This is a genomic window from Pseudomonas sp. GW822-FHT03F08 (assembly GCF_058801265.1).
On sequence record NZ_JBXANC010000002.1, the window covers coordinates 387,902 to 411,736 of the forward strand.

Consider the following 23,835-nt stretch of genomic DNA (forward strand, 5'->3'; position numbering starts at 1 on the left):
AAAAGGCGCGCGAATTAGAACACAATGCGCGCGTCCGCCGATCCGCTTTTTCTCAGATCGATGCCCTGGCGAGTTTGAGCCGAACCGAACCATCGATGAAACCGAGTTGGTTGGTTTTCTTCACTCCGTTCTGAATCCGGGCGAGATTGAGCAAGAACGCTTCCCGGTGAGTGCGTACCTGATCGAGCATGGAAACTGCCAGAGAGTAGGAGTCTGCGTTGAGCAGTGCCGGGTGTTTTTTCACCAGTGTCGGCAAAGTATTCTCAATGAGCCCCAACAGCTCGAATCCCTCATCATTGATAGCCTTGAAATGCGGATTGGACAGGTTTTTAGGGTGCGCCTTGTGGGCGTCCTTGGCGAAATCCAGTAACCCGGCCACGTCCATATCCGCAGGCCCGGCCCCGGCGTGTTTCATTTGCCCGTAGTACAGATCCAGCGAATCCGGCGCGCCGTGCGCCATTTCATGAATCAGTACATCACCGATTCGGCCATCATCGTACTTCGCCATACGGTAATAATCGTCCAGACCTTCGGGGTAGATCACCAGAAACCGCTCAGGTGTGTTTTTCAGATACGAACCATCGAGGACGCTGGTCTTCCAGCGCTTGTAAACCACCGGGCGCAACGCAGCGTTAGCCTCTGAGCCTTTTCTGAAAGACATGTTGGCGAGCGTGACGAAGTCCAGGTCGTTTCGCATTTTGTGCAAGTTTGACTTCACATGCTTGAGCACTTCATCGGAGTCATTGCCGAAAACATGCTTGAGGACGGCTCGCACGTCAGCGCTGTCGGTATCCAGAAGCATCAGCGTCGCATTGTCGAGTTTCGACTTGGCGGCCGGCAGTGCTTTTTTCACATAGGCCCGGGTGTAACTGAAAGGCTTGGCACGACCGAAAAACTGTCGAAGTGGCGCCAGTGGTGACACCTTCAGGTTTCTCAATGTCGGCCCCCATGCACCGCCAACCCTCAGGTTCAAGGCGTACCAGTCACTGTTGCGCTGAAGTGCCAGCAGATTGACCGGATCCCCCAGGTCATCCGCCGCTTTCCAGGTGCCCTGAAACAAATCGGTTTTTTGCGCGGCCTTGACCAGGTCATAAGACTGAGCACTGCCCGTCAGCCTGCGCAGTTGGCCAGTGGCGGTTTCCACGGCGTTGAGCCCGTGTTTGCTCAGGAGCAGGGCACCTTTCCTGGCCAGTCGTCCCCCTTGCACAGCCAGCGCCGGCAAGCCATCGAGCGGATTGAAGATCGACACTGAAAAGTGAACACCCGCCTTGGCAATACTCAGAACCTTGGCAGTCGTAGATGTCGTCTTGCCGACGACGCCGACAATTGTGGCCCCGAACCCGACTACCAGCCCCAACAGCGCCAGTCCATCGAGTATGCAGCCGCCGATGCCTTCGGATACTCGATGTGCATCGCCGGAGCGGATGTCCTCAATGCATTTTTTGAAGGGCACGATCACATTGATGATGGCGTCATTCACTGTTTCGTTATCGACGCGTATCTTTTGCAACTCGGTCTGCGCGTACAACGCCGAGTAAAGTTCTTCACGGCTGGCTACCGGGTGATTGCCCAATACGCCCTCAGCCAGCGCTTCCAGCGCTCGGGAAAAGAACAGTGGGACTGGCTGGACTTCATCTGAAGCCAAGGCGAAATTCCAGAGTTTTTCTACGATTACACTGGACGTCAGCCCTCGTTTCGGCTCGCTGCCATTCAAATAGGCATCAACGTCGAGAGGCCATTGCCGCTCAGGTTTTTTGGGTTGAAAGTCCGTATCGGCACCCAAATAGGACAGTGATGGCTCTTCGAACGCCACACTGCTGGATTGCAGCATATCGGCCAACTCCGGTCGTTCGCGACAGAGTCCCCTGAGCGAAAACAGCTCGTAACAGCGAAAAACCTTGCCTAGCTGGCATCCCAGGATAATGCCGTAACGGCCCTTGGCAGCATTGCGCTGGCGTAGGGTTTCCTCAAATGGATTAAGAGGATTTACCGATTTTCGGACGGTATATAAGGTAATCAAGCCATTGGCGATCATTGTCCTGTCACGCTCTGGCAAGTGGGAGACTGCCATTTTCAGGATGGCCGCCTGGGACTTATTGAGTGTCTGGTGGTATTGCTCAAAAGCCTTGTTGAATATCGAATCAATCGGTTTCAGTTCACTGAGTCGTGAAAAAGCGCCAGGGGGCGAGTTGAGTTTTTCCGTGGTCATGAACTTGTCAGTCAGTTTGCCGTTTACGACCAGATCACCCGACATGTAAAGGTCGAGAACCGAAGCGCGCAGTCTCTCTATCTTGGAGTTTTCGCCCGATACATTACCGAGACTGACCGGATGATAAAGAATCAACCATTCAAGAAAATTGCGCTCACCCAATGCAGGATCGAATTTGGCCTTGAATACTTTTTCTTCAAGATAATCACCCTCAGGCATAACGCGTTTCAGTTCTTGCAACGCCAACTCCCGCCGATCAGGCGGCACAATCGCAATACCCGTTTCGACGTCATTCAACGCTTCCACATATTGGCTGAAACGGTTGGCGGCGGTGGTAAAAGCGTTCAGGTCATCGTCGTTGCCGGTGATATCAGGCAGGACACCGTTGAGCATTGCCCATTGGATGATGGGTGCGATGGTCGTCAACTCGTGCAGCGTGCGCTGAGCTGTACTGACGGGCGCCAATTCCGAAAACGCCTTGATCCGGTCGTAGGTCATCAAGCGCGATGCCCCGGGTGCCGTCAGCTCGATCAGTGCGACAGCCTGAGACACGATCACCCAACCTGGCTTGCCGATGGTCAACTCGGCGGGCGTTTGTTGAACCAGTAACTGTGGTGCGGCGCAGGCCAGCAGCAGGTGAGCAGCCAACGGAGCGTAGAGCGGGTCCAGTTGCAATTCGCGGGTCAATTGCCATTCAAACGCTTCAACCACCTGCGGCGCCGTTTTGGCAGCATTGCTCGGGTGATACAACTGAAAACCGGCAATGACTTTCGCATGCCGTTCGACTTCAAATCCGAGATCGAGAATCAGCGCCGTAGCCACCATGCATTTGATCTGCCGCGAGGCCACTTCTTGATGGTCTGCGTCCAGATGCCATCCGAGGCGATCATGCAGACGGATGCCCAGCGCAACGGCCTCGGGTGTCTGCAGTAAATGATCCAGATAAATGGCTGCACGCTCGCGTCTCAGGCTGGCCGGGAGCGACTTGTAGTCCGGCGTGGCGATATGTTGCAGCAGACTGCCCCGGCTCTGTGTTGTCTCCTTCGCGATCTGCTTGATCGTTTGACGTTCGACGGCCGAAAGGTGGAAGGCTGATTCGGCAGGCGCCATCAGCAATTCGTGATAATCCCCGGTCACCGGGCTGTCCGGCAGTTGAAATTCCAGCCAGGCAATCAGATCGCGTACTTCGGCAACGGTGGAGGGCAGTGTGTATTGATGAAAGTTCAGCCATTGCTTGAGGCCAAACACCTCGGCGCAAAACACATAACCACCGGTTTGTAACGCACACTCACCAAGCGTGAGGATGTCCTCTCGCAGTTCGGAGGTGATCACGGCGTCGTGGGTGATTTCAACCCAGGAATCATTGACCCATACCCTGAGTCTGGCCTGTTCGTCGATGCACACGACAGTGCCGACAGGCAGAGAATGTTTCTCTGCGAGAAATAGAAAGTCTTCGGTTTCCAGCATCTTCGACAAGGCGATGCGGGCATATTCGACAGCGCTGTCAAACGTGGTGTCCGACAGGCGTGAAACAGTGGTGTAGTGCAAGTCAACGGATTCACCGTGCGCACAGTTATCCGCAATACCTGAGAGTGTTAAAGCGATGCTGGCTTTCTCTGCCTGATCAAGTTTCTGGCGTTCGGCGAAATACCCGGAATCAAACACAACATTATCAACACCCAGCAGGCTTCCGTTCTGTGCAAGTTGCATGAACAATTTATCCTTGAATTGTTTGTACGGTAGTGGACCTCCCTGTGTGTGAAAGTTGGAGATGCAACAAACTCACAACTACGGGGGGGCGGCGCCAGAGTAAGTGTGTTTTGCCGCGAGTGGATAGTTGTAGTTGGTTTCAAAGTTGGTCAGGGCAGATTGAAGACCTGCCCGTTGGATTTTTCTCGGATGGAAGTTTCGGTCTCAGGATTGACCAAGAACTGATTTTACCTTGTCACGCAATTGATCAATGGAAAACGGCTTGCCGATCACATGCATGTCTGCCGGCACTTCAATGGTTTCGGCATAGCCGCTGGCGAACAGAATGGGTAGAGCAGGGCGCAAGTTGCGCGCTTCAGTAGCCAATTGACGGCCATCCATGATCGGCAAGCCGACGTCGGTCATCATCAGGTCGATGTGTTGATTCACATCCTTGATGATCTCCAGCGCCTGCTCGCTGCCGTCCGCTTCCAGAACCTTGAACTCCAATTCCTCCAGCACGTCGACGATCAGCATGCGCACGATGGCATCGTCTTCTACTACAAGGATGGTGGACGCAGTGGTGGACATAGTGGCGGCTCTCAAGAATGGGGAGGGTGGCGCCGGTCGATCAAAATTGCCGGGCTCTTGCATGAGTAAGTGGCGCATAGCCACAAGTTCCCGAATGGATACAAAAAAGAATAGGTGCAAACGGGCGGGCAAGGATAACCGTTGGCCTGTGAATCGGCGCAGGCAAATGTGGGAAAACAGTGCTAACACTGTGAGAAAAATGGATCCATGCCGCCGTTTTGGGGCAAACTCCTTGGTTTTCAACAGTTCGACAAGGCTGCCACATGTCCTCTCCGTCTTCGGTTGATGAGCAACGGTTTCGCAAACTACTGAGTCGCAACGTCAGCCTGCCTTTGGGTGTGGGCGCAATCAGCGCGGTGTTCTTCGTTTGCCTGATCACCTATCTGTTGTCGGTGATCCAGTGGGTGGAACACACCGACCGGGTGATCAATAACGCCAATGAAGCGGTGAAACTCACCGTCGACCTGGAAACCGGCATGCGCGGTTTCCTGCTCAGTGGCGACGAACACTTCCTCGACCCGTATGAAACGGCGAAGCCGCGTATCTCCGTAGCGCTCAACACCTTGCTTGAACTGACCGCCGACAACCCGGTGCAGACCGACCGCCTGCGTCGCCTGCAAGCCTTGCAAACCGAGTGGGCGACCTACGCGCAATCGATGATCGACCTGCAGCGCGCCAGCGGCGACTACAAGGCTGCGGTCAAGGCCGGGCGCGGCAAACGCCTCACTGACGAGATCCGCAAGCAATTCGAGGACGTAATCGATACCGAGCAGACGCTGCGCACCACGCGCAACGAAGATGTGCGCCGCACCACCATCTGGAGCATCAGCCTGTACCTGCTGTTCATCGCCGGTATCAGCGGTTTGCTGGCTTATATTGGTCGTCGCGATCTGCTCAGCCTTTCCAGTAGTTATGGCGCCAACCTCGCTGCGCAAAGGGCCAGCGCAGAACGCCTGGAGCAGCAGGCCTGGCTGCGCACGGGCCAGACCGAGCTGGCCGAACAAGTCCTGGGGCAACTGACGCTCAATCTGCTGGGCCGCAACATTCTGCAATTCTGTGCCCAGTACCTTGGCACTGCCGTGGCTGCGTTGTATGTACGCGAAGAGCATGGCGGGCTGAAGCGCGTGGCTAGTTATGGTTTCTCCCGCGAGCAGGAAGAGCAGGAACAATCGATCTACAGCGGTGAAGGCATTGTCGGCCAGGTCGCGCAGCAGGCGCGGCTGATTCGTCTCGATTCGGTGCCGGCCGACTACTTCAAGGTCAGCTCCGGATTGGGCGAAGGCCTGCCACACAGCGTGCTGGTGGTACCGACCAGCGATGACGACCGGGTCAACGGCGTGATCGAGCTCGGCTTTCTGCGTCCGCTCACCGAGCGTGATGTAGCGCTTCTGGAACGGATTGCCGGCAACATCGGCACATCCATCGAAGCGGCGCGTTACCGGCAGCGGCTACAGGAAGTGCTGGCCGAAACCCAGCAGCTCAACGAAGAGTTGCAGGTGCAGCAGGAAGAACTGAAAACCGCCAACGAAGAACTGGAAGAACAGTCGCGGATTCTCAAGGAGTCCCAGGCGCATCTGGAAACCCAGCAAGTCGAGCTGGAGCAGACCAACGAGCAACTGGCCGAACAGGCCCAGACCCTGGCCGAGCAACGCGATGCCATGGACCAGAAGAACACCGAGCTCAATCAGGCTCAGGTGCAACTGGAAGAGCGCGCCGAAGAGTTGCAGCGTTCGAGCAAATACAAATCCGAATTCCTCGCCAACATGTCCCACGAACTGCGCACGCCGCTGAACAGTTCGCTGATCCTGGCCAAGCTGCTGGCGGAAAACCCGCAGGACAACCTCAGCGCCGAGCAGGTGAAGTTTGCCGAGTCGATCTATTCCGCCGGCAACGATCTGCTCAACCTGATCAACGACATTCTCGACATTTCCAAGGTTGAAGCCGGCAAACTCGAAGTGGTCCCGGAAAACACCAGCGTGGCGCGCTTGGCCGAAGGCCTGCGCGGTGTATTCGAACCACTGGCGGCAGACAAGAAACTGGCGTTCAGCGTCGAGTTGCAGCCGGACGCACCGATCACGCTGTTCACCGATCGCCAGCGTCTGGAGCAGGTGATCAAGAACCTGCTGTCCAACGCCGTGAAATTCACCGAACACGGCACGGTCAGCCTGACCATCGCCGGACAACCGGACGATCGCATTGCCTTTATCGTGCGAGACTCGGGGATCGGGATTGCCCAGGACCAGCAGGAAAGCATTTTCGAAGCCTTCCGCCAGGCCGACGGCACCACCAACCGCAAATACGGCGGCACCGGGTTGGGCCTGTCGATCTCCCGGGACCTGGCGACCTTGCTGGGCGGTTCGATCAGCGTCAGCAGCGCGCCGGGGCAGGGCAGTGCCTTTACGCTGGTGTTACCGCAGCAATACAGCGAACCGGGCGATACGCCGGTTGCACCGCTGACCTTCAGTCCGCCGGCATCCGCACCGGTCATTACACCTGCCGTCGCGGTGTCGCCGCTGGCGTCCGTCGACATCCCGCGTTTCAACGACGACCGCAACAAGGCACCGTTCGATACCCGCTGCATTCTGGTGGTGGAAGACGAGCCGAATTTTGCCCACATCCTCTACGACCTGGCCCACGAACTGGGCTATCAGTGCCTGGTCGCCCACGGTGCGGATGAAGGTTATGACCTGGCGAAAGAGTTCGTGCCGGACGCAATCCTGCTGGACATGCGCCTCCCGGATCACTCGGGCCTGACCGTTCTGCAACGCCTGAAAGAACACGCCGAAACCCGGCACATCCCGGTGCACGTGATTTCTGTGGAAGACCGCGTCGAAGCGGCCATGCACATGGGCGCTATCGGCTACGCGGTCAAACCGACCACCCGCGAAGAACTCAAGGACGTGTTCGCGCGCCTTGAAGCCAAGCTGACCCAGAAGGTCAAACGCGTGCTGCTGGTCGAGGACGACGATCTGCAACGCGAAAGCATCGCCCGCCTGATCGGTGATGACGACATTGAAATCACCGCCGTCGGCCTGGCACAGGACGCGCTGGAGCTGCTGCGCACGACGATCTTCGATTGCATGGTCATCGACCTGAAGCTGCCGGACATGCTTGGCAACGATCTGCTCAAGCGCATGTCCACCGAAGACATCTGCTCGTTCCCGCCGGTCATCGTCTACACCGGACGCAACCTGACCCGCGATGAAGAGGCCGATCTGCGCAAGTATTCGCGTTCGATCATCATCAAGGGTGCGCGCTCGCCGGAACGTCTGCTGGATGAGGTCACACTCTTTCTGCACAAAGTCGAATCGCAGTTGTCCCATGAACGGCAGAAGATGCTCAAGACCGCGCGCAGCCGCGACAAGGTCTTCGAGGGTCGCAAAGTGCTGCTGGTGGACGACGATGTACGCAACATCTTCGCCCTGACCAGCGCGCTGGAAACCAAGGGTGCAGTCGTGGTGATCGGCCGTAACGGTCGTGAAGCGATTGAAAAATTGAATGAAGTCGAGGACATCGACCTGGTGCTGATGGACGTGATGATGCCGGAAATGGATGGTTTTGAAGCCACCATGGAAATCCGCAAGGATCCGCGCTGGCGCAAGCTGCCGATCATCGCGGTGACGGCCAAGGCCATGAAGGACGATCAGGAGCGCTGCCTGCAGGCGGGCGCCAATGATTACCTGGCCAAGCCCATCGACCTGGATCGCCTGTTCTCGCTGATTCGCGTGTGGTTGCCGAAGATGGAACGCATTTAGTGGAACGTAGTTACTCAGCAGAACGAAACAGCGAAATCGAATTGCGCTTGCTGATCGAGGCGATCTACCTCAAGTACAGCTATGACTTTCGTGACTACTCCGGCGCGTCGATCAAGCGCCGGGTGCAACATGCGTTGAGCCAGTTCGAATGCGCGACGATTTCGGCGTTGCAGGAGAAGGTCCTGCACGACCCGACGGCGTTCATGCAATTGCTGCAATTGCTGACGATTCCGGTCAGCGAGATGTTCCGCGATCCGTCGCACTTCCTGGCGATCCGTCAGGAGGTGGTGCCGCTGCTCAAGACGTATCCGTCGATCAAGATCTGGATCGCCGGGTGCAGCACCGGTGAGGAGGTCTATTCGATGGCGATTCTGTTGCGCGAGGAAGGCTTGCTCGACCGCACGATCATCTACGCCACCGACATCAACCCGCGCTCGCTGGACAAGGCCAAGCAGGGGATCTTTTCGATGGAAAACGTGCGCGCCTACACCGCCAACTATCAGCAGGCCGGCGGTCAGCGCTCGTTCGCCGACTACTACACTGCTGCGTATGGCTACGCGATTTTCGACAAGAGCCTGTGCGAGAACGTGACCTTCGCCGATCACAGCCTGGCGACGGACAGCGTATTCTCTGAAACTCAATTAATTTCATGTCGTAACGTGTTGATATATTTCAATAAAAAACTTCAGGATCGAGCATTCGGATTGTTCCATGAGTCGTTGTGCCACCGAGGCTTCCTGGTGTTGGGCAGCAAGGAAACGCTGGATTTTTCCGGCTATTCCAACCAGTTCGAGCCCTTGGTGAAACAAGAACGGATCTACCGCAAATCATGAACAGTGCAGCGGATTTGCCTCGGGTCGAGGCGATTGTGGTCGGGGCTTCCGCCGGTGGCGTCGAGGCCTTGCTGACGATGCTCGGTTCGCTGCGGTCAGGGTTCGGGCTGCCGATCATCATCGTCCTGCACCTGCCGGAAGAGCGGCGCAGCCAGCTCGCCGATGTGTTTGCCCGGCGAGTGGCGTTACCGGTCGCCGAAGCCATCGATAAACAGGACATTCAGCCCGGCACCGTGTATTTCGCCACACCGGGCTATCACCTGTCGGTGGAACAGGACCGCAGCCTGTCGTTGAGCCTGGAAGACCGCTTGCATCATTCGCGGCCTTCGATCGATTTCCTGTTTGAGTCCGCAGCCGATGTCTACGGCCCGGCGCTGGCTGCCGTGCTGCTGACCGGGGCCAACCACGATGGCGCGCGGGGCCTGGCGCAGGTCAAGCGCCATGGCGGGCTGACCATCGTTCAGGATCCGGACGATGCTCTGGTGGCAACCATGCCCGAGGCCGCCCTGAAGATTCATCAACCGGATCACATACTTCCCATACGCGGCATCGGCCGTCTGCTTGTCGAGCTGGAACGAATCGCATGCTGAGTAATATCCAGGCAAAACTGCTGATCGTCGACGATCTGCCCGAGAACCTGCTGGCTCTCGAAGCGCTGATCAAACGCGAAGACCGCACCGTCTACAAAGCGCTGTCGGCGGACGAAGCGCTGTCGCTGCTGCTGCAACACGAATTCGCCATGGCCATTCTCGACGTGCAGATGCCCGGCATGAATGGCTTTGAACTGGCCGAGCTGATGCGCGGCACCGAGAAGACCAAGAACATCCCGATCATCTTCGTCAGCGCTGCCGGCCGTGAACTGAATTACGCGTTCAAGGGTTATGAAAGCGGTGCAGTGGACTTCCTGCACAAGCCGCTGGATATCCACGCGGTGAAGAGCAAGGTCAATGTATTTGTCGACCTGTACCGCCAGAGCAAGGCGATGAAGCAACAGGTCGAAGCCCTCGAACAGAGCCGCCGCGAACAGGAAGCGCTGCTTCAGCAATTGCAGAGCACCCAGGGCGAACTGGAGCAGGCGGTGCGCATGCGTGACGATTTCATGTCGATCGTCGCCCACGAAGTGCGCACGCCGCTCAACGGCCTTATCCTCGAAACCCAGCTGCGCAAGATGCACCTGGCCCGGGACAACGCCGCCGCGTTCACTCTCGACAAGATGCACGCGATGGTCGATCGCGATGAGCGCCAGATCAAAAGCCTGATCCGCCTGATCGAGGACATGCTCGACGTGTCGCGGATCCGCACCGGCAAGCTGTCGATCCGACCGAGCCGTTTCGATCTGGCGCAACTGGTCGGCAACCTGCTGCAAAATTTCGCCCAGCAGATCGAAGCGGCCGAGACCGAAGTCAGCTTCACCGCCGCCGAACCGGTGGAAGGGCAGTGGGACGAATTCCGCATCGAGCAAGTGGTGTCGAACCTGCTGACCAACGCCTTGCGTTATGGCGGCAAGAGCCCGGTGCAGGTGCGGGTTTATCGCGAAGGCAATGAGGCTCGGGTCGAAGTCGCGGACCAGGGCATCGGTATCAGCGAGGAGAATCAGAAACGCATTTTTCAACAGTTCGAACGGGTTTCCGCCAAGACGGTGGTGGCCGGCCTCGGGCTGGGTCTGTTCATTTCCGAGCAGATCGTCGCCGCCCATGGCGGTTCCATCGTCGTCGAGAGCAAGATCAACGAAGGCGCCCTGTTTCGCGTTTGTCTGCCGCTCCAGGAAAACGGCGAAACAAACGCAACCTCTGAGTGACCACACGGTCGTATCAGCAGCTATTGACCGAACAAAGGCTTCCCATGAGCGTAGATGCACAAGATGTAGTACTCGTCGTCGAGGACGAACCGGTGATCCTGATGGTCCTGACCGATTATTTGTCAGGCCAGGGCTATCGCGTGTTGCAGGCCGAAAACGGCGAGCAGGCGTTCGAGATTCTGGCGAGCAAGCCGCATCTGGACATGTTGATTACCGATTTCCGCTTGCCGGGCGGGATCTCCGGCGTGCAGATCGCCGAACCCGCCGTCAAATTGCGACCTGATCTGAAAGTGATCTTCATCAGCGGCTATCCGCAGGAAATTCGTGAGACCGGCAGCCCGATCACGCGCCGGGCGCCGATCCTGGAAAAACCGTTCGATCTGGATGTGTTGCAGGAGAAGATTCAGGAACTGCTGGCCTGAGGCGTCAACCGCCTCAGCTCTTGATCATCTCCCGCACCTTCGCCGTCAACAGATCGAAGGTGAACGGCTTGGTGATCATCTGCATGCCCGGGTCAAGAAACCCGCCGCGTACCGCGGCGTGCTCGGCGTAACCGGTGATGAACAGGACTTTCAGCTCTGGCCGGTATTGCCGGCCGATTTCCGCCAGTTGCCGGCCATTCATGCCCGGCAGGCCGACGTCGCTGATCAGCAGATCGATACGTTGCTCCGAATCCAGAATCGGCATGGCGCCGTCAGCATCGCCGGCTTCGACAAACCCGTAACCCAATTCACTCAATACCGCGCTGACCAGCACGCGCACGGCCGGGTCGTCTTCGACGATCAAGACGGTTTCGCCTTCCACGGCGTTCGGCGCCTGCTCCGTGTCTGCTGGCGCGTGAGGCAGTGACTCGCCCTGGAAACGCGGCAGATAAAGTTTGACCGTGGTGCCTTGATCGATCTTGCTGTCGATCGACACATGTCCACCGGATTGCTTGCTGAAGCCATAGATCATCGACAGACCCAGCCCCGTACCCTGGCCGATGGGCTTGGTGGTGAAAAACGGATCGAACGCACGGTTGATCACGCTCTGCGGCATGCCGCAGCCATTGTCGGTCACGCTCAACACGACGTAATCGCCCGGCGACAGATTGCTGTAAGTCGCAGTGAAGTCGCGGTCCAGCACCTGATTACCGGTTTCGACTACCAGATTGCCGCCGTCGGGCATCGCATCCCGAGCGTTGATCACCAGGTTGAGCAGGGCGCTTTCCAGTTGATTGGGATCGGCCTCGGCCACCCACAATTGTTCGTGCAGACGCATATCCAATTGAATGCTTTCATTGAGGCTGCGTTGCAGCAATTCGCCCATCGATTGCACCAGATCGTTCATCTGCACGGCTTTGGAGTCCAGCGACTGGCGCCGGGAAAACGCAAGCAAGCGGTGAGTCAGGCCGGCGGCGCGGTTGGCTGACGTCACGCCCAGATCGATCAGGCTGTCGAGGTCGTCGGTACGACCCCGTGCAAGACGCCGGCGCAGCAATTCGAGACTGCCGATAATCCCGGTCAGCATATTGTTGAAGTCGTGAGCGATACCGCCGGTGAGCTGGCCGACCGCTTCCATCTTCTGCGACTGGCGCAGCGCTTCTTCGTTGTGCCGCAGTTGCGCCGTGCGTTCCTCGACTTGTTGCTCAAGGGTTTCGAGGGTTGATTGCAGGCGTCGCTCGCTTTCGCTCAGATCGATCAGACGGTCGCGGGCTTCGTACTGTCGTCGTCGCCCGCGCAGGGCAGTCGTGACCAGACTGATCAAGGTCGCCGGATGGAAAGGGCGTTCAAGGAATGTCACGTTGCCCAGCAATTCACTGAGTCGCGAGGAGGGACCTTGTTCGGACCCACCGTGATGGGTGAGCAGGACGATCGGCAGGTCCGACCACGCAGGTTGTTGCTTCAGGTAGGCCAGCAGGCCTTCCAGGTCCGGGCCATTCAGGGCCTCGGCGGCGATCAGCAGCAGACCGGCGCCGGGTTCCAGTTCGGCGCACAGATGCCCCAGGCCGGACGTGATGAGACCGCCGTAACCGGCCTCGTTGAGGATCATCAGCGCGATCTGGCTGTCGCGACCCAGGGGCGCCAGGATCAGCGCCCGTTCGGACAGCGGGACGGTGACGGTCACAAGTTGTCTTCCTTGAGCAGCGGATTGCTCGCACCGAGGTACGTGGGCACACCGCGCAGCACACCCTGGAAGGCTTCCAGTGGTTCGCCGATGGTCATGCCCTGGGCGGAAATACGGTATTCACGGATGGTCGATTCGTGGCTGCCGGTGCGTTTCTTGATGATCGAAATCGCCCGACGCACCTTGCCGAGGGCTTCGAAGTAGCGCAACAGGATCACGGTGTCGGCCAGATACGTGATGTCCACCGGCGCCTGCATGTCGCCGACCAGACCGTGCTGGGCGACGGTCATGAAGGTCGCGGCGCCTTTGCGGTTCAGGTACAGCAGCAGTTCGTGCATGTGCAGGACCAGCGCGTTTTCTTCCGGCATCGCGGCCTGATAGCCGTTGATGCTGTCGATCACCACGGTCTTGATGTCGGCTTCATCAACGCAGCGTCGTACCCGGTGAGAGAATTCGCCGGGAGACAGTTCGGCGGCGTCGACTTGCTCGATCAGCAGATTGCCGGTGGCTTGCAGGGCCTTGAGGTCGATGCCGATGTTCTTCATGCGCTCGAACAGCAGCCCCAGTTCTTCATCGAAAATGAACAGTGCCGCTTTCTCGCCACGCGTGACCGCAGCGGCAGCGAAGATCATCGAAATCAGCGATTTGCCGGTACCGGCCGGGCCGAGAATCAACGTGCTGGAGCCGGTTTCGATCCCGCCGCCCAGCAGCGCGTCCATTTCGTGGATGCCACTGGTCAATTGCAGACGCGGGTAATCGCCCCGATGTTCGGCCGCCACCAGACGCGGAAAGACATGCACGCCATCGCCCATGATGGTGAAGTCGTGAAAACCGCCGCGATATTTCTGGCCGCGGTACTTGATCACCCGCACACGTCGGCGTTCGGCGCCGTAATTGGGGGTCAACTCTTCGAGGCGGATGACACCGTGGGCCACGCTGTGCACGGTTTTGTCGAGGGACTCTGTCGTCAGGTCGTCCAGCAACAATACCGTCGCGTCATACCGCACGAAGTAGTGCTTGATCGCCAGGATCTGGCGGCGATAACGCAGGGAGCTTTGCGCCAGCAGACGGATCTCCGACAGGCTGTCGAGCACCACGCGGGTCGGTTTGAAGCGCTCGACCACTTCGAAAATCTGTTTGGTGGCTTCGCCCAGCTCAAGATCAGAGGAATACAGCAGGCTCTGCTGATGCTCGGCGTTGAGCAGGCTTTCCGGCGGTGTCAGCTCGAAAATCTCGATGTTTTCGTTCAGGTTCCAGCCGTGGGAGAGCGCACCCTGGCGCAGTTCGCGCTCGGTTTCGGACAGCGTGATGTACAGCGAGCGCTCGCCGGCCCGGGCGCCGGCCAAAAGAAAATGCAACGCCACCGTGGTTTTACCGGTACCGGGCTCGCCCTCCAGCAGGAACACATGACCGCGAGACAAACCGCCGGCCAGAATGTCGTCCAGCCCTTCGATGCCTGTGGCGGCTTTTGCGCTGATCAACTCGTTCGATGTAGACAAAAAATGCCCTCTCATGACTAGGGGAAACGAGACAGCGGGCGGGGTACGCCTTTGCGGGCTGCCTGTTTACTTGACCCTTTGCCGAGAGGGCGGTTCCGAATTTCTTGCGAGATGCGTCGAGGATGTTGTCAGACGTCGCTCAGAGACCTTGCTGCAGAGACGGATCGTCCGGATTCATCTGTTCGAGTTGGGCCAGCAGGACCTGCACGTTCTGCAATTGGCCACTTTCCTTCCAGTAATTGATCAGCAGCACTCGCGCCTTGCGGTCGGCCGGATGACGCTGGACGATTTCCTGCAACTGTTTCTGCGCCGCTTCCAGTTCCTCAGCGCCGTGCAGCGTGGTGGCGAGGTCGTAGCGATAGTCCTTGTTGTCGGGCTCCAGCTCCACGGCTTTGGACAGGCCGAGCAGGGCGAATTCGCGTTGATCGTGATGTAGCAACCACAGGCCCAGCGCATGTTGCAGATAGGCGGAATCCGGCTGAGCCTTCAATTGTTGGGCCAGCAGTTGTCGGGCGGCGTCACTCTGGCCCTGACGGTCAAGCACTTCGATCTGCATCACCAGCGCCGGCAGGTTGGCGGGATCCAGGCGCAGGGTTTGCTCAAGGGCATCCTGTGCCTGCTTGAGCTCGGCATTGTGCAGATACAGACGTGCCAGTTGCGCGTAGTTGGCGGCGCTTTCCGGCTGGCTCTTGAGTGCCTGCTCCCACACGTCGATGCCTTGCTGCAGCGGCGCGAAATAAAGGCCCAACTGATCGGGTGACAAGCCCAGCAGGGCGTTGATCGCGGTAAATCGAACGTCCTGATCCTCATCGTCGAGCAACGGGCCGAGCAACAGACTGCGCTGGCCGCCCGGCACCAGGCCGGTCACGCTCCTGATCGCCGCCATTCGTACATCCGGGGATTCGTTCTGCAGATCGGCATCGGCCAGTTTCAACGCTTGTGGGCTCGGGTAGTTCGGCAGTTCTGCATGCAGCCAGACTCGCCGCTTGACCGACAGGTCCGGACGCCCCAGCTGTTGGTACAAAACCCGCGCCGCGCCCGGTTGACCGGCTCGTGCGGCGGCCAGCGCTTCACTGAAACCATGCTTGATGGCCTCCGGCACCACGGGCGCGGTGCTGCGCAAGGACAGCCATCCAACCAGGAGGACAAGCACGAGGCCAAGACTGATGAACAAGTAGCGGCGGGACTGAGGCATGCAGGTATCCGAAGCTTTCATATTGACGCAGAGGGGGCAAGCTTCGGTCAGGTGAGGCCGTGAGTCAAACGCTGTGCCCGATATGACCGACCACCAGTGATGAATCCCCCTACAACATCTGTCGTCTCCTGAAGCCGGCCAGCTCTCGATGCAGTGACTACGCTTGGTGAAGTTCCTTTGACGAGTGCGCTCATGCAAGCCCTGTTCAACTATTTCAAGGCCGTGATCCACCCCGGTCAGGCAGTGTTGTTGTTTGGTCTGCGCACCATTGCGGCCGGACTGCTGACGTTATACCTGGCGTTCCTGTTCGATCTGGATCAACCCAAGTGGTCGATCATGGCCGTGGTCATCATCAGTCAGCCACTGGCGGGGATGGCTTTGGCCCGCAGTTTCGGTCAGGTCATTGGCACTACCCTTGGCGCTGCGGTGGCGGTGCTGATCATGGCGATTTTTCCTCAAGCGCCTTTACCGTTCATCACAACCCTGGCGCTGTGGCTGGCCCTGTGCACGGCTGGCGGCACGTTGCTGCGCTACACCAGTTCCCAGGCGTTCGTGCTCAGTGGCTACACTGCCGTGGTGGTGGCGCTGCTGGCAATCCCGGATCAGGACGGCACCTTTCTGCTGGCGGTCACCCGGGTCACTGAAACCTTGCTGGCGGTGGCCTGCGTCTGTGTTGTCAGCCTGCTCACGGCCCGCCCCGAGGCGGTTTCCCGCAATTACTTCGCCAAAGTCGATCAGGTCATCAAACTGGTCGCCACCCATGCCGCTGCGGTGATTCGTACCGAAGAAGGCGAAGCCGAATTCCAGCGCCGACAAATGCAGCTGCTCGGAGAAATCAGTGCGCTGGAAGGCCTGCGCCGACATCTGTATTTCGATGCCCCGCGCCTGCGCAGTGCCAACAACCTGGTGTTGATGCTGGGCAATCAACTGATGCTGCTGACGTCGCGCCTGACAGCCCTGCGTCATCAGCGCCAGTTGCTGACCGCGCGCTGGGACGGCGATCTGCCGCTCGAAGTCCAGCGCTTGCGTGCCGATGAGCTGGCGTTTCTTGATCAATTGGCACAGTACGGGCGTTCACTGCCGCAAGACATGAGGCACCAACTGGTTGTTCTGCAGCAACAATTCGAAGCGCTGGCCTACAGGGCCGAACAGTTGACCGAAGACATGAGCGCCACCTTGCGTTCGCTGGCATGGGCGCTGCGTTGGGAGCAGGCGCGGTTGTTGCAACAACTGGAGCAGATCCTCGAACTGAGCGAAGCGATACAGGAAGGACGGGAGGCCAGTTGCATGTTTCGCGGCCAGTCCAGTCCGCTGCACCTGGATTTCACCCTGGCAACCATGAACGCCATCCGGGCCTTCAGCGCATTACTGGTGGCGGGGCTGATCTGGATCGAAACGGCGTGGGACGGTGCACGTGGTGGAATGATTCTGGTGGGAATTCTGTGTTCACTGATGGCAACGTTCCCGCGCCCCTTGATCGCCGCACAGAGCTACGCCCGGGGATTGGGCCTGGCACTGGTGGTTTCGGCGCTGTATCAGTTCATGCTGGTGCCGGCGGTCAACGACTTCGAATGGCTCGCGATATTACTGGCACCACTGCTCTATGTGATTGCGGTCGGACTGGCCAGCCCGGCCACGGCGGGCATCGGCATGGGGCTGGGATTGTCGAGTTTCCTGATGCTCGGTCCGCAGAACGTCGGCACCGGGCAGAACACCGCTATCCAATGGTTCGAGTTTGCCGGTGCCTACGTCAGTGCGGCGATGCTGGCCCTGATCGTCTATGCCTGGATTTTTCCGTTCCGCCCGGTGTTGCGAATCCGCCGGTTCTACAACGAAGCGCGGGAGCAGGTGTATCAACTGACGAAAGTGCCCGCTACAGACGAACAGCAATTCACGTTCGAAAGCCGCATGGTCGATCGCCTGACAACCATGCTGGGGCTGTTGCCGGCAGCCAATGATCCGGATATGCAACGACGATATGAAATCAGTCTTGCCTGTGTGGCACTCGGCGTGGCCATCCACCAGCTCAGGCAACAGGTGCAGGGCAACGCCTTGCTCACGGACGTTTTCTGCCAGCAACTGATGGCTGCCTTGCGCCAGACCGGCCGCTTCGTCGCTGGCCGTCCGGATGTGCACCTGCCAGCCTTGCTGACGACGCTGCACGCGCTCGGTGATCAGTTGGATGACCTGCATGCCGCCACGCATGAACACCTGTGGTCCGTGTTTCGTATGCGCGTTGCTCTGTTGATCGTCGTCTCGTTCCTTGAGCGTCACGGTGAGTATCTGCAACACAACGCCCCTGAAGGAGTACCGACCCTTGCCCATTGATTTCGAGGTCGGTGGCGTCTACCTGCCGCCCATTGCTCAGGCCCTGATTCTGGCCATCCCAGTCTTTCTATTGCTGGACTGGGTATTGCGCCGCCTCGGCGTGCTGCGTCTGGTCTGGCATGAAGCGCTGTTCGAAGGGGCGTTGTACGCCTGTGTTTGCGCCACATTGATTTTGTTGATGGGAGCCTGATGCCTTGAAGACGTTGCTCACTCGATTGACGACATTGGCAGTGGTGTTGCTGGCAATCGTGCTCGGCTGGTTCGCCTGGGAGCATTACACCCGAGCCCCATGGACACGGGATGCGCGGGTGAGGGCGGACGTCGTGACCCTGTCGGCGGATGTCTCGGGGCGTATCGTCAGTCTGGCGGTGCAGGACAACCAGCATGTCGACAAGGGCCAATTGCTGCTGGAGATCGATCCGGCTCGCTACAGCCTGGCGGTTGAACATGCCAGGCGTTCGGTCGAAGTGGCCAGGGCCACGCTCGGCCAATCCCGGGCCGCCATCGTAGCCAGCGAGGCGTTGCTCAAGCAACGCGAGAGCGAAGAACGGCGCAGACGCACGCTCAAGCAGGGCTTTGCGATTTCCGGGGAAGAATGGGAAAAGTCCAGTACCGAAGTGGCCGTGGCCCAGGCTGATCTGCTGCGCAACCAGGCCAATCTGGGTCTGGCGCAAGCCAACGTGCAATTGGCGATTGCAGCACTGACTCAGGCCGAGCTGGACTTGCAGCGCACCCGTGTCGAATCGCCGGTCAGCGGCTATGTCACCAACCTGTTGACCCGTCAGGGGGATTACGCGGTGGCTGGCGGCGCGCTGCTGGCACTGGTCGACAGCGACTCGTTCTATGTCAGTGGCTATTTCGAGGAAACCAAACTGCCAAGGATCGAGGAGGGTGATCGCGTGCGAATTGAATTGATGAGCGGCGAAAAATTTGGCGGCACGGTGCAAAGCATCGCCTTCGCCATTGCCGATCGGGAAAACGCACCGGGCAGTCGATTGCTGGCCAACATCAACCCCAGCTACACCTGGGTGAAGCTTGCACAGCGGGTGCCGGTGCGGATCGGCATCGACCCGGATTATGCGGGCAAGGACCGATTGAGGGCAGGCACCACCGCCACCGTCACGGTGCTGGAAAACGATGAAAGGCAGGCACAAAAAAGCCCCGCGACCGAATGATACGCGGGGCAAAGAATTTGGTTGGTTGCGGCCAACCAAAGGAGCTCTTTAAAAAACTGTTACTTGCTGGCAACCGTTTCTGGCTGCCAGCCGCCGCCGAGGGCCTTGTAGATCGCGACGATGCCGCGATACAGATCGACTTCGGCCTGGGCCTGACTGTCTTCGGCGTTCAAACGCTCACGCTGGGCGTCGAGCAGCACGAGGAAATCCGTGGTGCCTTCGCGATAGCGGATTTCAGCCAGATCGGCAGCCTTGCGGCTTGATTCGCTCTGGCGGATCAGCGAGATCAACCGTTGCTGGCGTTTGCCGTAATCGCTGAAAGCGTTTTCCGATTCTTCCAGAGCCAGCAGCACTTGCTGCTCGTAGGTCGCCAGTGCGCCTTCGGCATCGGCGTCGGCACCGCGCAAACGGGCCCGCACGCTGCCAAGGTCGAACGCCGCCCAGGTGATGCTCGGGCCCAGTGCCCAGGCGTTGGCCGCCGAGGAACCGATCTGCGAACCACGCCCGGCCGTCCAGCCGAGGAAGCCGCTGAGGCTGACCCGTGGGAACAGGTCGGCCTTGGCCACACCGATACGCGCCGTGGCGGAAGCCAGTTTGCGTTCGGCGCTGAGAATGTCCGGGCGACGTTGCAGCAGTTCGCCCGGGTTGCCGATCGGCAATGCCTTGGCGATGGCTGGCAAGTCTTTCGGGCTCAGGTCGACGGTCAGCTTGTCCGGACGCTCGCCCAACAGGGTAGCGATGCGGTTTTTCTGGCGAACCTGTTCGGCCTGCAATTGCGGCACGCTGGCTTCGACCGATGCCAGACGCGCATCGGCACGTTCGACATCGAGCTGGTCGCCAACGCCGGCGTCACGCAGGCTGATGGTGATCTTGCGCGACTCCTGTTGGTTCTCCAGGTTGGCCACGGCGATCTTTTCCCGCAGTTGTGCACCGCGCAGTTGACCGTAAGCGTCCACCAGTTCGGCAATCATGGTGACTTGCAGCTGGTACAGATCGGCTTCGGCAGCCTGCTGGTCAGCGTCGCTGGCTTCCAGATTGCGCTGGATGCGGCCAAACAGATCGATTTCCCAGGCCATGTCCAGACCCAGGTCGTAGCGTTCGCTGTTGACCCGTTTGGTGGTCTGGCCGGGAATCTGACCCTTGGCCAGATCGCTGCTGGCGCGGCTGGTGATGGTCGGCATGGCGTCATTGCTGACGTCGTCGCGGATCGCCCGTGCGGCTTTCCAGCGGGCGAACGCCACGCGCAGTTGGCGGTTCCCTTGCAGCGATTGAGTCACCAACTGGTTGAGGGTCGGATCGTCGAACTGCTGCCACCAGATGCCTTCGAACTTCGAACGGTCAAAGTTCTTCTGGCCGGCGGCGCCGTCGGTGGCGGCCGTGATGTTGGCCGCCTCCGTGGCTGGGGTCTTGTAGTCGGGACCGACTGCACAGGCGCTCAAGGCCAGTACCAGCAGGCTCGGCAGGAAGACTTTCAGACTCATTGTTGCGCCTCCAGTTTCAGGGACTTGGCCGCTTTGCGAGCCTCACCGCGTTCCACGAAGTTGCGGATCAGCACATAGAACACGGGGGTCAGCAGCAGACCGAAGAAGGTCACGCCGAGCATCCCGGAGAACACCGCCACACCCATGGCATGACGCATCTCGGCACCGGCACCGCTGGAGAACACCAGTGGCACCACACCCATGATGAACGCGAACGAGGTCATCAGGATCGGCCGCAGACGCAGACGGCAGGCTTCCAGTACAGCGGCCAGCGGGTCGAGACCTTCTTGCTGTTTGTCCTTGGCGAACTCGACGATCAGAATCGCGTTCTTGCACGCCAGGCCCACCAGTACGATCAGGCCGATCTGGGTGAAGATGTTGTTGTCACCGCCAGAGATGATCACACCGGTAATAGCCGACAGCAGGGTCATCGGTACGATCAGGATCACCGCCAGTGGCAGGCTCCAGCTTTCGTATTGAGCGGCGAGCACCAGGAACGCCAGCAGTACGCAGAGCGGGAACACGAACAGCGCGGTGTTGCCGGATAGAATCTGCTGGTAGGTCAGGTCGGTCCACTCGTAGGTCATGCCGTTCGGAAGTTCATCCTTGAGCAGTTTCTCGATGGCTTTTTCGGCCTGGCCGGAGCTGTAGCCTGGGGCTGCGGCACCGTTGATTTCAGCGGTGATGAAGCCGTTGTAGTGCATCACGCGATCCGGACCCGAGGTGTCGCTGACCTTGATGAAGGTCGCCAACGGGATCATTTCGCCCTTGTTGTTGCGTACTTTCAGCTGGCCGATCTGGTCGGATTCGAGGCGGAACTGCTGTTCAGCCTGAACGTTGACCTGATAGGTGCGACCGAAGCGGTTGAAGTCGTTGGCATACAGCGAACCCAGGTAGATCTGCAGGGTGTCGAAGATGTCGCTGACGGCCACGCCGTGGGTCTTGGCTTTTTCGCGGTCGATGGCAGCATCGACCTGTGGCACGTTCACGGTGTAGCTGGTGAACAGCCCGGCCAGTTCAGGCACGCTGTGGCTCTTGGTGATGATATTCATGGTTTCCTTGTACAGCTCGTCGTAGCCCAGGTTGCCCCGGTCTTCGATTTGCAGGCGGAAACCACCGATGGTGCCCAGACCTTGTACTGGCGGCGGCGGGAAGATCGCCATGTAGGCTTCCTGGATCCCGGCGTACTTGCCGTTCAAGGCACCGGCAATCGCACCGGCGGACATGCTCGGGTCTTTACGCTCGTCGAACGGTTTGAGGGTCACGAACACGATGCCGGCGTTCGGGCTGTTGGTGAAGCCGTTGATCGACAGGCCCGGGAACGCTACGGCGCTTTCCACGCCCGGCTGTTTCAGGGCCAGGTCGGACATGCGCTTGATCACGTCTTCGGTGCGGTCCAGGCTCGCGGCGTCCGGCAGTTGCGCGAAGGCCACCAAGTATTGCTTGTCCTGGCCGGGTACGAAACCGGTTGGGGTGCTGGAGAAACCGAAGAAGGTCAGCACCATCAGGCCTGCGTACAGGAAGAGGGCGATGCCGCTGCCACGGATAACCCGGCGCACGGTGCCGACGTAGCCATGGCTGGCGCGGTCGAAGAAGCGGTTGAACGGACGGAACAGCCAGCCACCGAAGATCTTGTCCAGCACTTTGGAGAAGCGGTCTTTCGGTGCGTCGTGACCTTTGAGCAACACAGCGGCCAGCGCTGGCGACAGGGTCAGCGAGTTGAAGGCCGAGATCACTGTCGAGATCGCGATGGTCAAGGCGAACTGCTTGTAGAACTGACCGGTGAGGCCCGAGATGAACGCAGCGGGTACGAACACCGCACACAGCACCAGCGCCGTGGCAATGATCGGACCGGTCACTTCACCCATGGCCTTTTTGGTCGCATCGAAGGGGTTGAGCCCCAGTTCAATGTTCCGCTCGACGTTCTCCACCACCACGATGGCGTCGTCCACCACGATACCGATCGCCAGTACCAGGCCGAACAGCGACAGGGCGTTGAGCGAGAAACCGAACAGGTGCATCACCGCAAACGTACCGATCAACGATACCGGTACCGCCACCAACGGAATGATCGAGGCGCGCCAGGTCTGCAGGAACAGGATCACCACCAGAACCACGAGGATCAGCGCTTCGAAGAGGGTGTGAACCACCGCCTCGATGGAACCGCGCACGAAGATCGTCGGGTCATAGACGATGCTGTAGTCCATGCCTTGCGGGAAGCTTTTCTTCAGCTCTTCCATCTTGCCGCGAACTTCGTTCGAGATTTCGATGGCGTTGGAGCCCGGGCGCTGGAAGATCGGGATCGCTACGGCAGGCTGGTTGTTCAGCAACGAACGCAGGGCGTATTGGCTGGAACCCAGTTCAACGCGTGCGATGTCCTTCAGGCGCGTGATTTCACCGTTGTCGCCTGCGCGAATGATGATGTTCTCGAACTCTTCCTCGGAGACCAGACGGCCCTGAGTGTTGACCGACAGCTGGAAGCTCTGGGCATTCGGGGCAGGGGGGGCGCCCAGTTGGCCGGCGGCGACCTGACGGTTCTGCTCGCGAATGGCGGTCACGACATCAGTGGCAGTCAGATTGCGCGAAGCGGTCTTGTTCGGATCGAGCCATACACGCAGCGAGTAATCGCCCATACCGAACAGCTGCACATCACCGACACCACCAAGGCGAGCGAGCTCATCCTTGATGTTGAGGATTGCGTAGTTGGACAGGTACAGCATGTCGTAGCGTTTATCCGGCGAGGTCAAGTGCACAACCATGGTCAGGTCGGGCGAGGCCTTGTCGACGGTGATACCGATGCGCGTCACTTCTTCTGGAAGTTTCGGCTCGGTCCGGGTCACGCGGTTCTGCACCTGCACCTGCGCGTTGTCCAGGTCAGTGCCCAGGGCGAAGGTGATGGTCAGGGTGATCTTGCCGTCAGCGGTCGACTGCGAGGACATGTACAGCATGTTCTCAACGCCGGTGATGGCCTGCTCCAGTGGAGCAGCCACGGTTTCACCGATGACTTTAGGGTTGGCACCCGGGAAGTTGGCACGCACCACCACGGTCGGTGGCACGACTTCCGGGTATTCGCTGATCGGTAGTTGGAACAGCGAGATCGCACCGGCGATCAGGATCAGCAGCGAAAGCACCGCTGCGAAGATCGGCCGTGAAATGAAGAATTGGGAAAAATTCAT

General features: G+C 59.1%; 15 protein-coding genes. 8 read left to right on the top strand and 7 right to left on the bottom strand.

Annotation, left to right across the window (positions count from 1 at the left end):
* Nucleotides 1-52: 52 nt before the first annotated feature.
* Together AC1RME_RS05635 and AC1RME_RS05640 are read right to left on the bottom strand one after the other, a co-directional pair.
* A complete protein-coding gene (locus AC1RME_RS05635; protein WP_493090696.1) occupies nt 53-3,919 on the bottom strand; it encodes a hypothetical protein in 3,867 nt (1,288 codons plus the stop codon).
* A 204-nt stretch (nt 3,920-4,123) separates the two neighbouring features.
* Nucleotides 4,124-4,489, bottom strand: coding sequence for a response regulator (locus AC1RME_RS05640; RefSeq protein ID WP_096820366.1), 366 nt, complete (start codon nt 4,487-4,489; stop codon nt 4,124-4,126).
* Between the two features lie 263 nt (nt 4,490-4,752).
* Here AC1RME_RS05640 and AC1RME_RS05645 point away from each other — a divergent pair, with 263 nt between their 5' ends.
* From AC1RME_RS05645 to AC1RME_RS05665, 5 genes are read left to right on the top strand one after another with little or no spacing between them, the layout of a single operon-like run.
* Nucleotides 4,753-8,244 carry a response regulator gene (locus tag AC1RME_RS05645; protein WP_096820367.1) on the top strand — a complete coding sequence of 1,164 codons (3,492 nt, stop codon included), beginning with the start codon at nt 4,753-4,755 and terminating at the stop codon, nt 8,242-8,244.
* Nucleotides 8,244-9,077: a CheR family methyltransferase gene (locus AC1RME_RS05650; protein ID WP_096820368.1), complete on the top strand. Its 834-nt coding sequence runs from the start codon at nt 8,244-8,246 to the stop codon at nt 9,075-9,077. The genes AC1RME_RS05645 and AC1RME_RS05650 overlap by 1 nt, the downstream gene beginning before the upstream one ends.
* Nucleotides 9,074-9,667: a chemotaxis protein CheB gene (locus AC1RME_RS05655; protein WP_096820369.1), complete on the top strand. Its 594-nt coding sequence runs from the start codon at nt 9,074-9,076 to the stop codon at nt 9,665-9,667. The genes AC1RME_RS05650 and AC1RME_RS05655 overlap by 4 nt, the downstream gene beginning before the upstream one ends.
* Complete coding sequence (locus tag AC1RME_RS05660) at nt 9,661-10,875, top strand: hybrid sensor histidine kinase/response regulator (RefSeq protein ID WP_096820370.1); 1,215 nt, start codon at nt 9,661-9,663, stop codon at nt 10,873-10,875. The genes AC1RME_RS05655 and AC1RME_RS05660 overlap by 7 nt, the downstream gene beginning before the upstream one ends.
* Nucleotides 10,876-10,919: 44 nt before the next feature.
* A complete protein-coding gene (locus tag AC1RME_RS05665; RefSeq protein WP_007954537.1) occupies nt 10,920-11,297 on the top strand; it encodes a response regulator in 378 nt (125 codons plus the stop codon).
* A gap of 13 nt (nt 11,298-11,310) precedes the next feature.
* Here the strand turns inward: AC1RME_RS05665 and AC1RME_RS05670 are convergent, their stop codons facing one another.
* The 3 genes from AC1RME_RS05670 to AC1RME_RS05680 all read right to left on the bottom strand — a co-directional run bounded on the left by AC1RME_RS05670 (nt 11,311) and on the right by AC1RME_RS05680 (nt 15,675).
* Entirely contained in the window at nt 11,311-12,981 is a 1,671-nt protein-coding gene (locus AC1RME_RS05670; RefSeq protein ID WP_493090699.1) for an ATP-binding protein, read from the bottom strand.
* Nucleotides 12,978-14,480: an ATPase domain-containing protein gene (locus tag AC1RME_RS05675; RefSeq protein ID WP_096820372.1), complete on the bottom strand. Its 1,503-nt coding sequence runs from the start codon at nt 14,478-14,480 to the stop codon at nt 12,978-12,980. The genes AC1RME_RS05670 and AC1RME_RS05675 overlap by 4 nt, the downstream gene beginning before the upstream one ends.
* Before the next feature lie 139 nt (nt 14,481-14,619).
* A complete protein-coding gene (locus AC1RME_RS05680; RefSeq protein ID WP_096820373.1) occupies nt 14,620-15,675 on the bottom strand; it encodes a tetratricopeptide repeat protein in 1,056 nt (351 codons plus the stop codon).
* 192 nt (nt 15,676-15,867) lie between these two features.
* On the opposite strand from AC1RME_RS05680, the gene AC1RME_RS05685 reads away from it, so the two are divergent.
* Genes AC1RME_RS05685 through AC1RME_RS05695 form a run of 3 tightly spaced genes read left to right on the top strand, consistent with a single transcriptional unit; the run spans nt 15,868 to nt 19,178 of the window.
* The gene (locus tag AC1RME_RS05685; protein WP_096820374.1) at nt 15,868-18,003 is read left to right on the top strand and encodes an FUSC family protein; all 2,136 of its coding nucleotides are present in this window, start codon (nt 15,868-15,870) and stop codon (nt 18,001-18,003) included.
* Entirely contained in the window at nt 17,993-18,193 is a 201-nt protein-coding gene (locus AC1RME_RS05690) for a DUF1656 domain-containing protein (RefSeq protein WP_096820375.1), read from the top strand. The genes AC1RME_RS05685 and AC1RME_RS05690 overlap by 11 nt, the downstream gene beginning before the upstream one ends.
* Before the next feature lie 4 nt (nt 18,194-18,197).
* A complete protein-coding gene (locus AC1RME_RS05695) occupies nt 18,198-19,178 on the top strand; it encodes an HlyD family secretion protein (RefSeq protein WP_096820376.1) in 981 nt (326 codons plus the stop codon).
* Nucleotides 19,179-19,237: 59 nt separating this feature from the next.
* Here AC1RME_RS05695 and AC1RME_RS05700 read toward each other — a convergent pair whose 3' ends face one another.
* The gene (locus AC1RME_RS05700; RefSeq protein ID WP_096820377.1) at nt 19,238-20,659 is read right to left on the bottom strand and encodes an efflux transporter outer membrane subunit; all 1,422 of its coding nucleotides are present in this window, start codon (nt 20,657-20,659) and stop codon (nt 19,238-19,240) included.
* Complete coding sequence (locus AC1RME_RS05705) at nt 20,656-23,835, bottom strand: efflux RND transporter permease subunit (RefSeq protein ID WP_096820378.1); 3,180 nt, start codon at nt 23,833-23,835, stop codon at nt 20,656-20,658. Before AC1RME_RS05705 ends, AC1RME_RS05700 begins: the two co-directional genes overlap by 4 nt.

Coding starts and splice junctions, on each gene's coding strand:
- AC1RME_RS05700 (WP_096820377.1), bottom strand. CDS start 20,659: ATGAGTCTGAAAGTCTTCCTGCCGAGCCTGCTGGTACTGGCCTTGAGC.
- AC1RME_RS05655 (WP_096820369.1), top strand. CDS start 9,074: ATGAACAGTGCAGCGGATTTGCCTCGGGTCGAGGCGATTGTGGTCGGG.
- AC1RME_RS05685 (WP_096820374.1), top strand. CDS start 15,868: ATGCAAGCCCTGTTCAACTATTTCAAGGCCGTGATCCACCCCGGTCAG.
- AC1RME_RS05705 (WP_096820378.1), bottom strand. CDS start 23,835: ATGAATTTTTCCCAATTCTTCATTTCACGGCCGATCTTCGCAGCGGTG.
- AC1RME_RS05645 (WP_096820367.1), top strand. CDS start 4,753: ATGTCCTCTCCGTCTTCGGTTGATGAGCAACGGTTTCGCAAACTACTG.
- AC1RME_RS05665 (WP_007954537.1), top strand. CDS start 10,920: ATGAGCGTAGATGCACAAGATGTAGTACTCGTCGTCGAGGACGAACCG.
- AC1RME_RS05635 (WP_493090696.1), bottom strand. CDS start 3,919: ATGCAACTTGCACAGAACGGAAGCCTGCTGGGTGTTGATAATGTTGTG.
- AC1RME_RS05660 (WP_096820370.1), top strand. CDS start 9,661: ATGCTGAGTAATATCCAGGCAAAACTGCTGATCGTCGACGATCTGCCC.
- AC1RME_RS05680 (WP_096820373.1), bottom strand. CDS start 15,675: ATGCCTCAGTCCCGCCGCTACTTGTTCATCAGTCTTGGCCTCGTGCTT.
- AC1RME_RS05640 (WP_096820366.1), bottom strand. CDS start 4,489: ATGTCCACCACTGCGTCCACCATCCTTGTAGTAGAAGACGATGCCATC.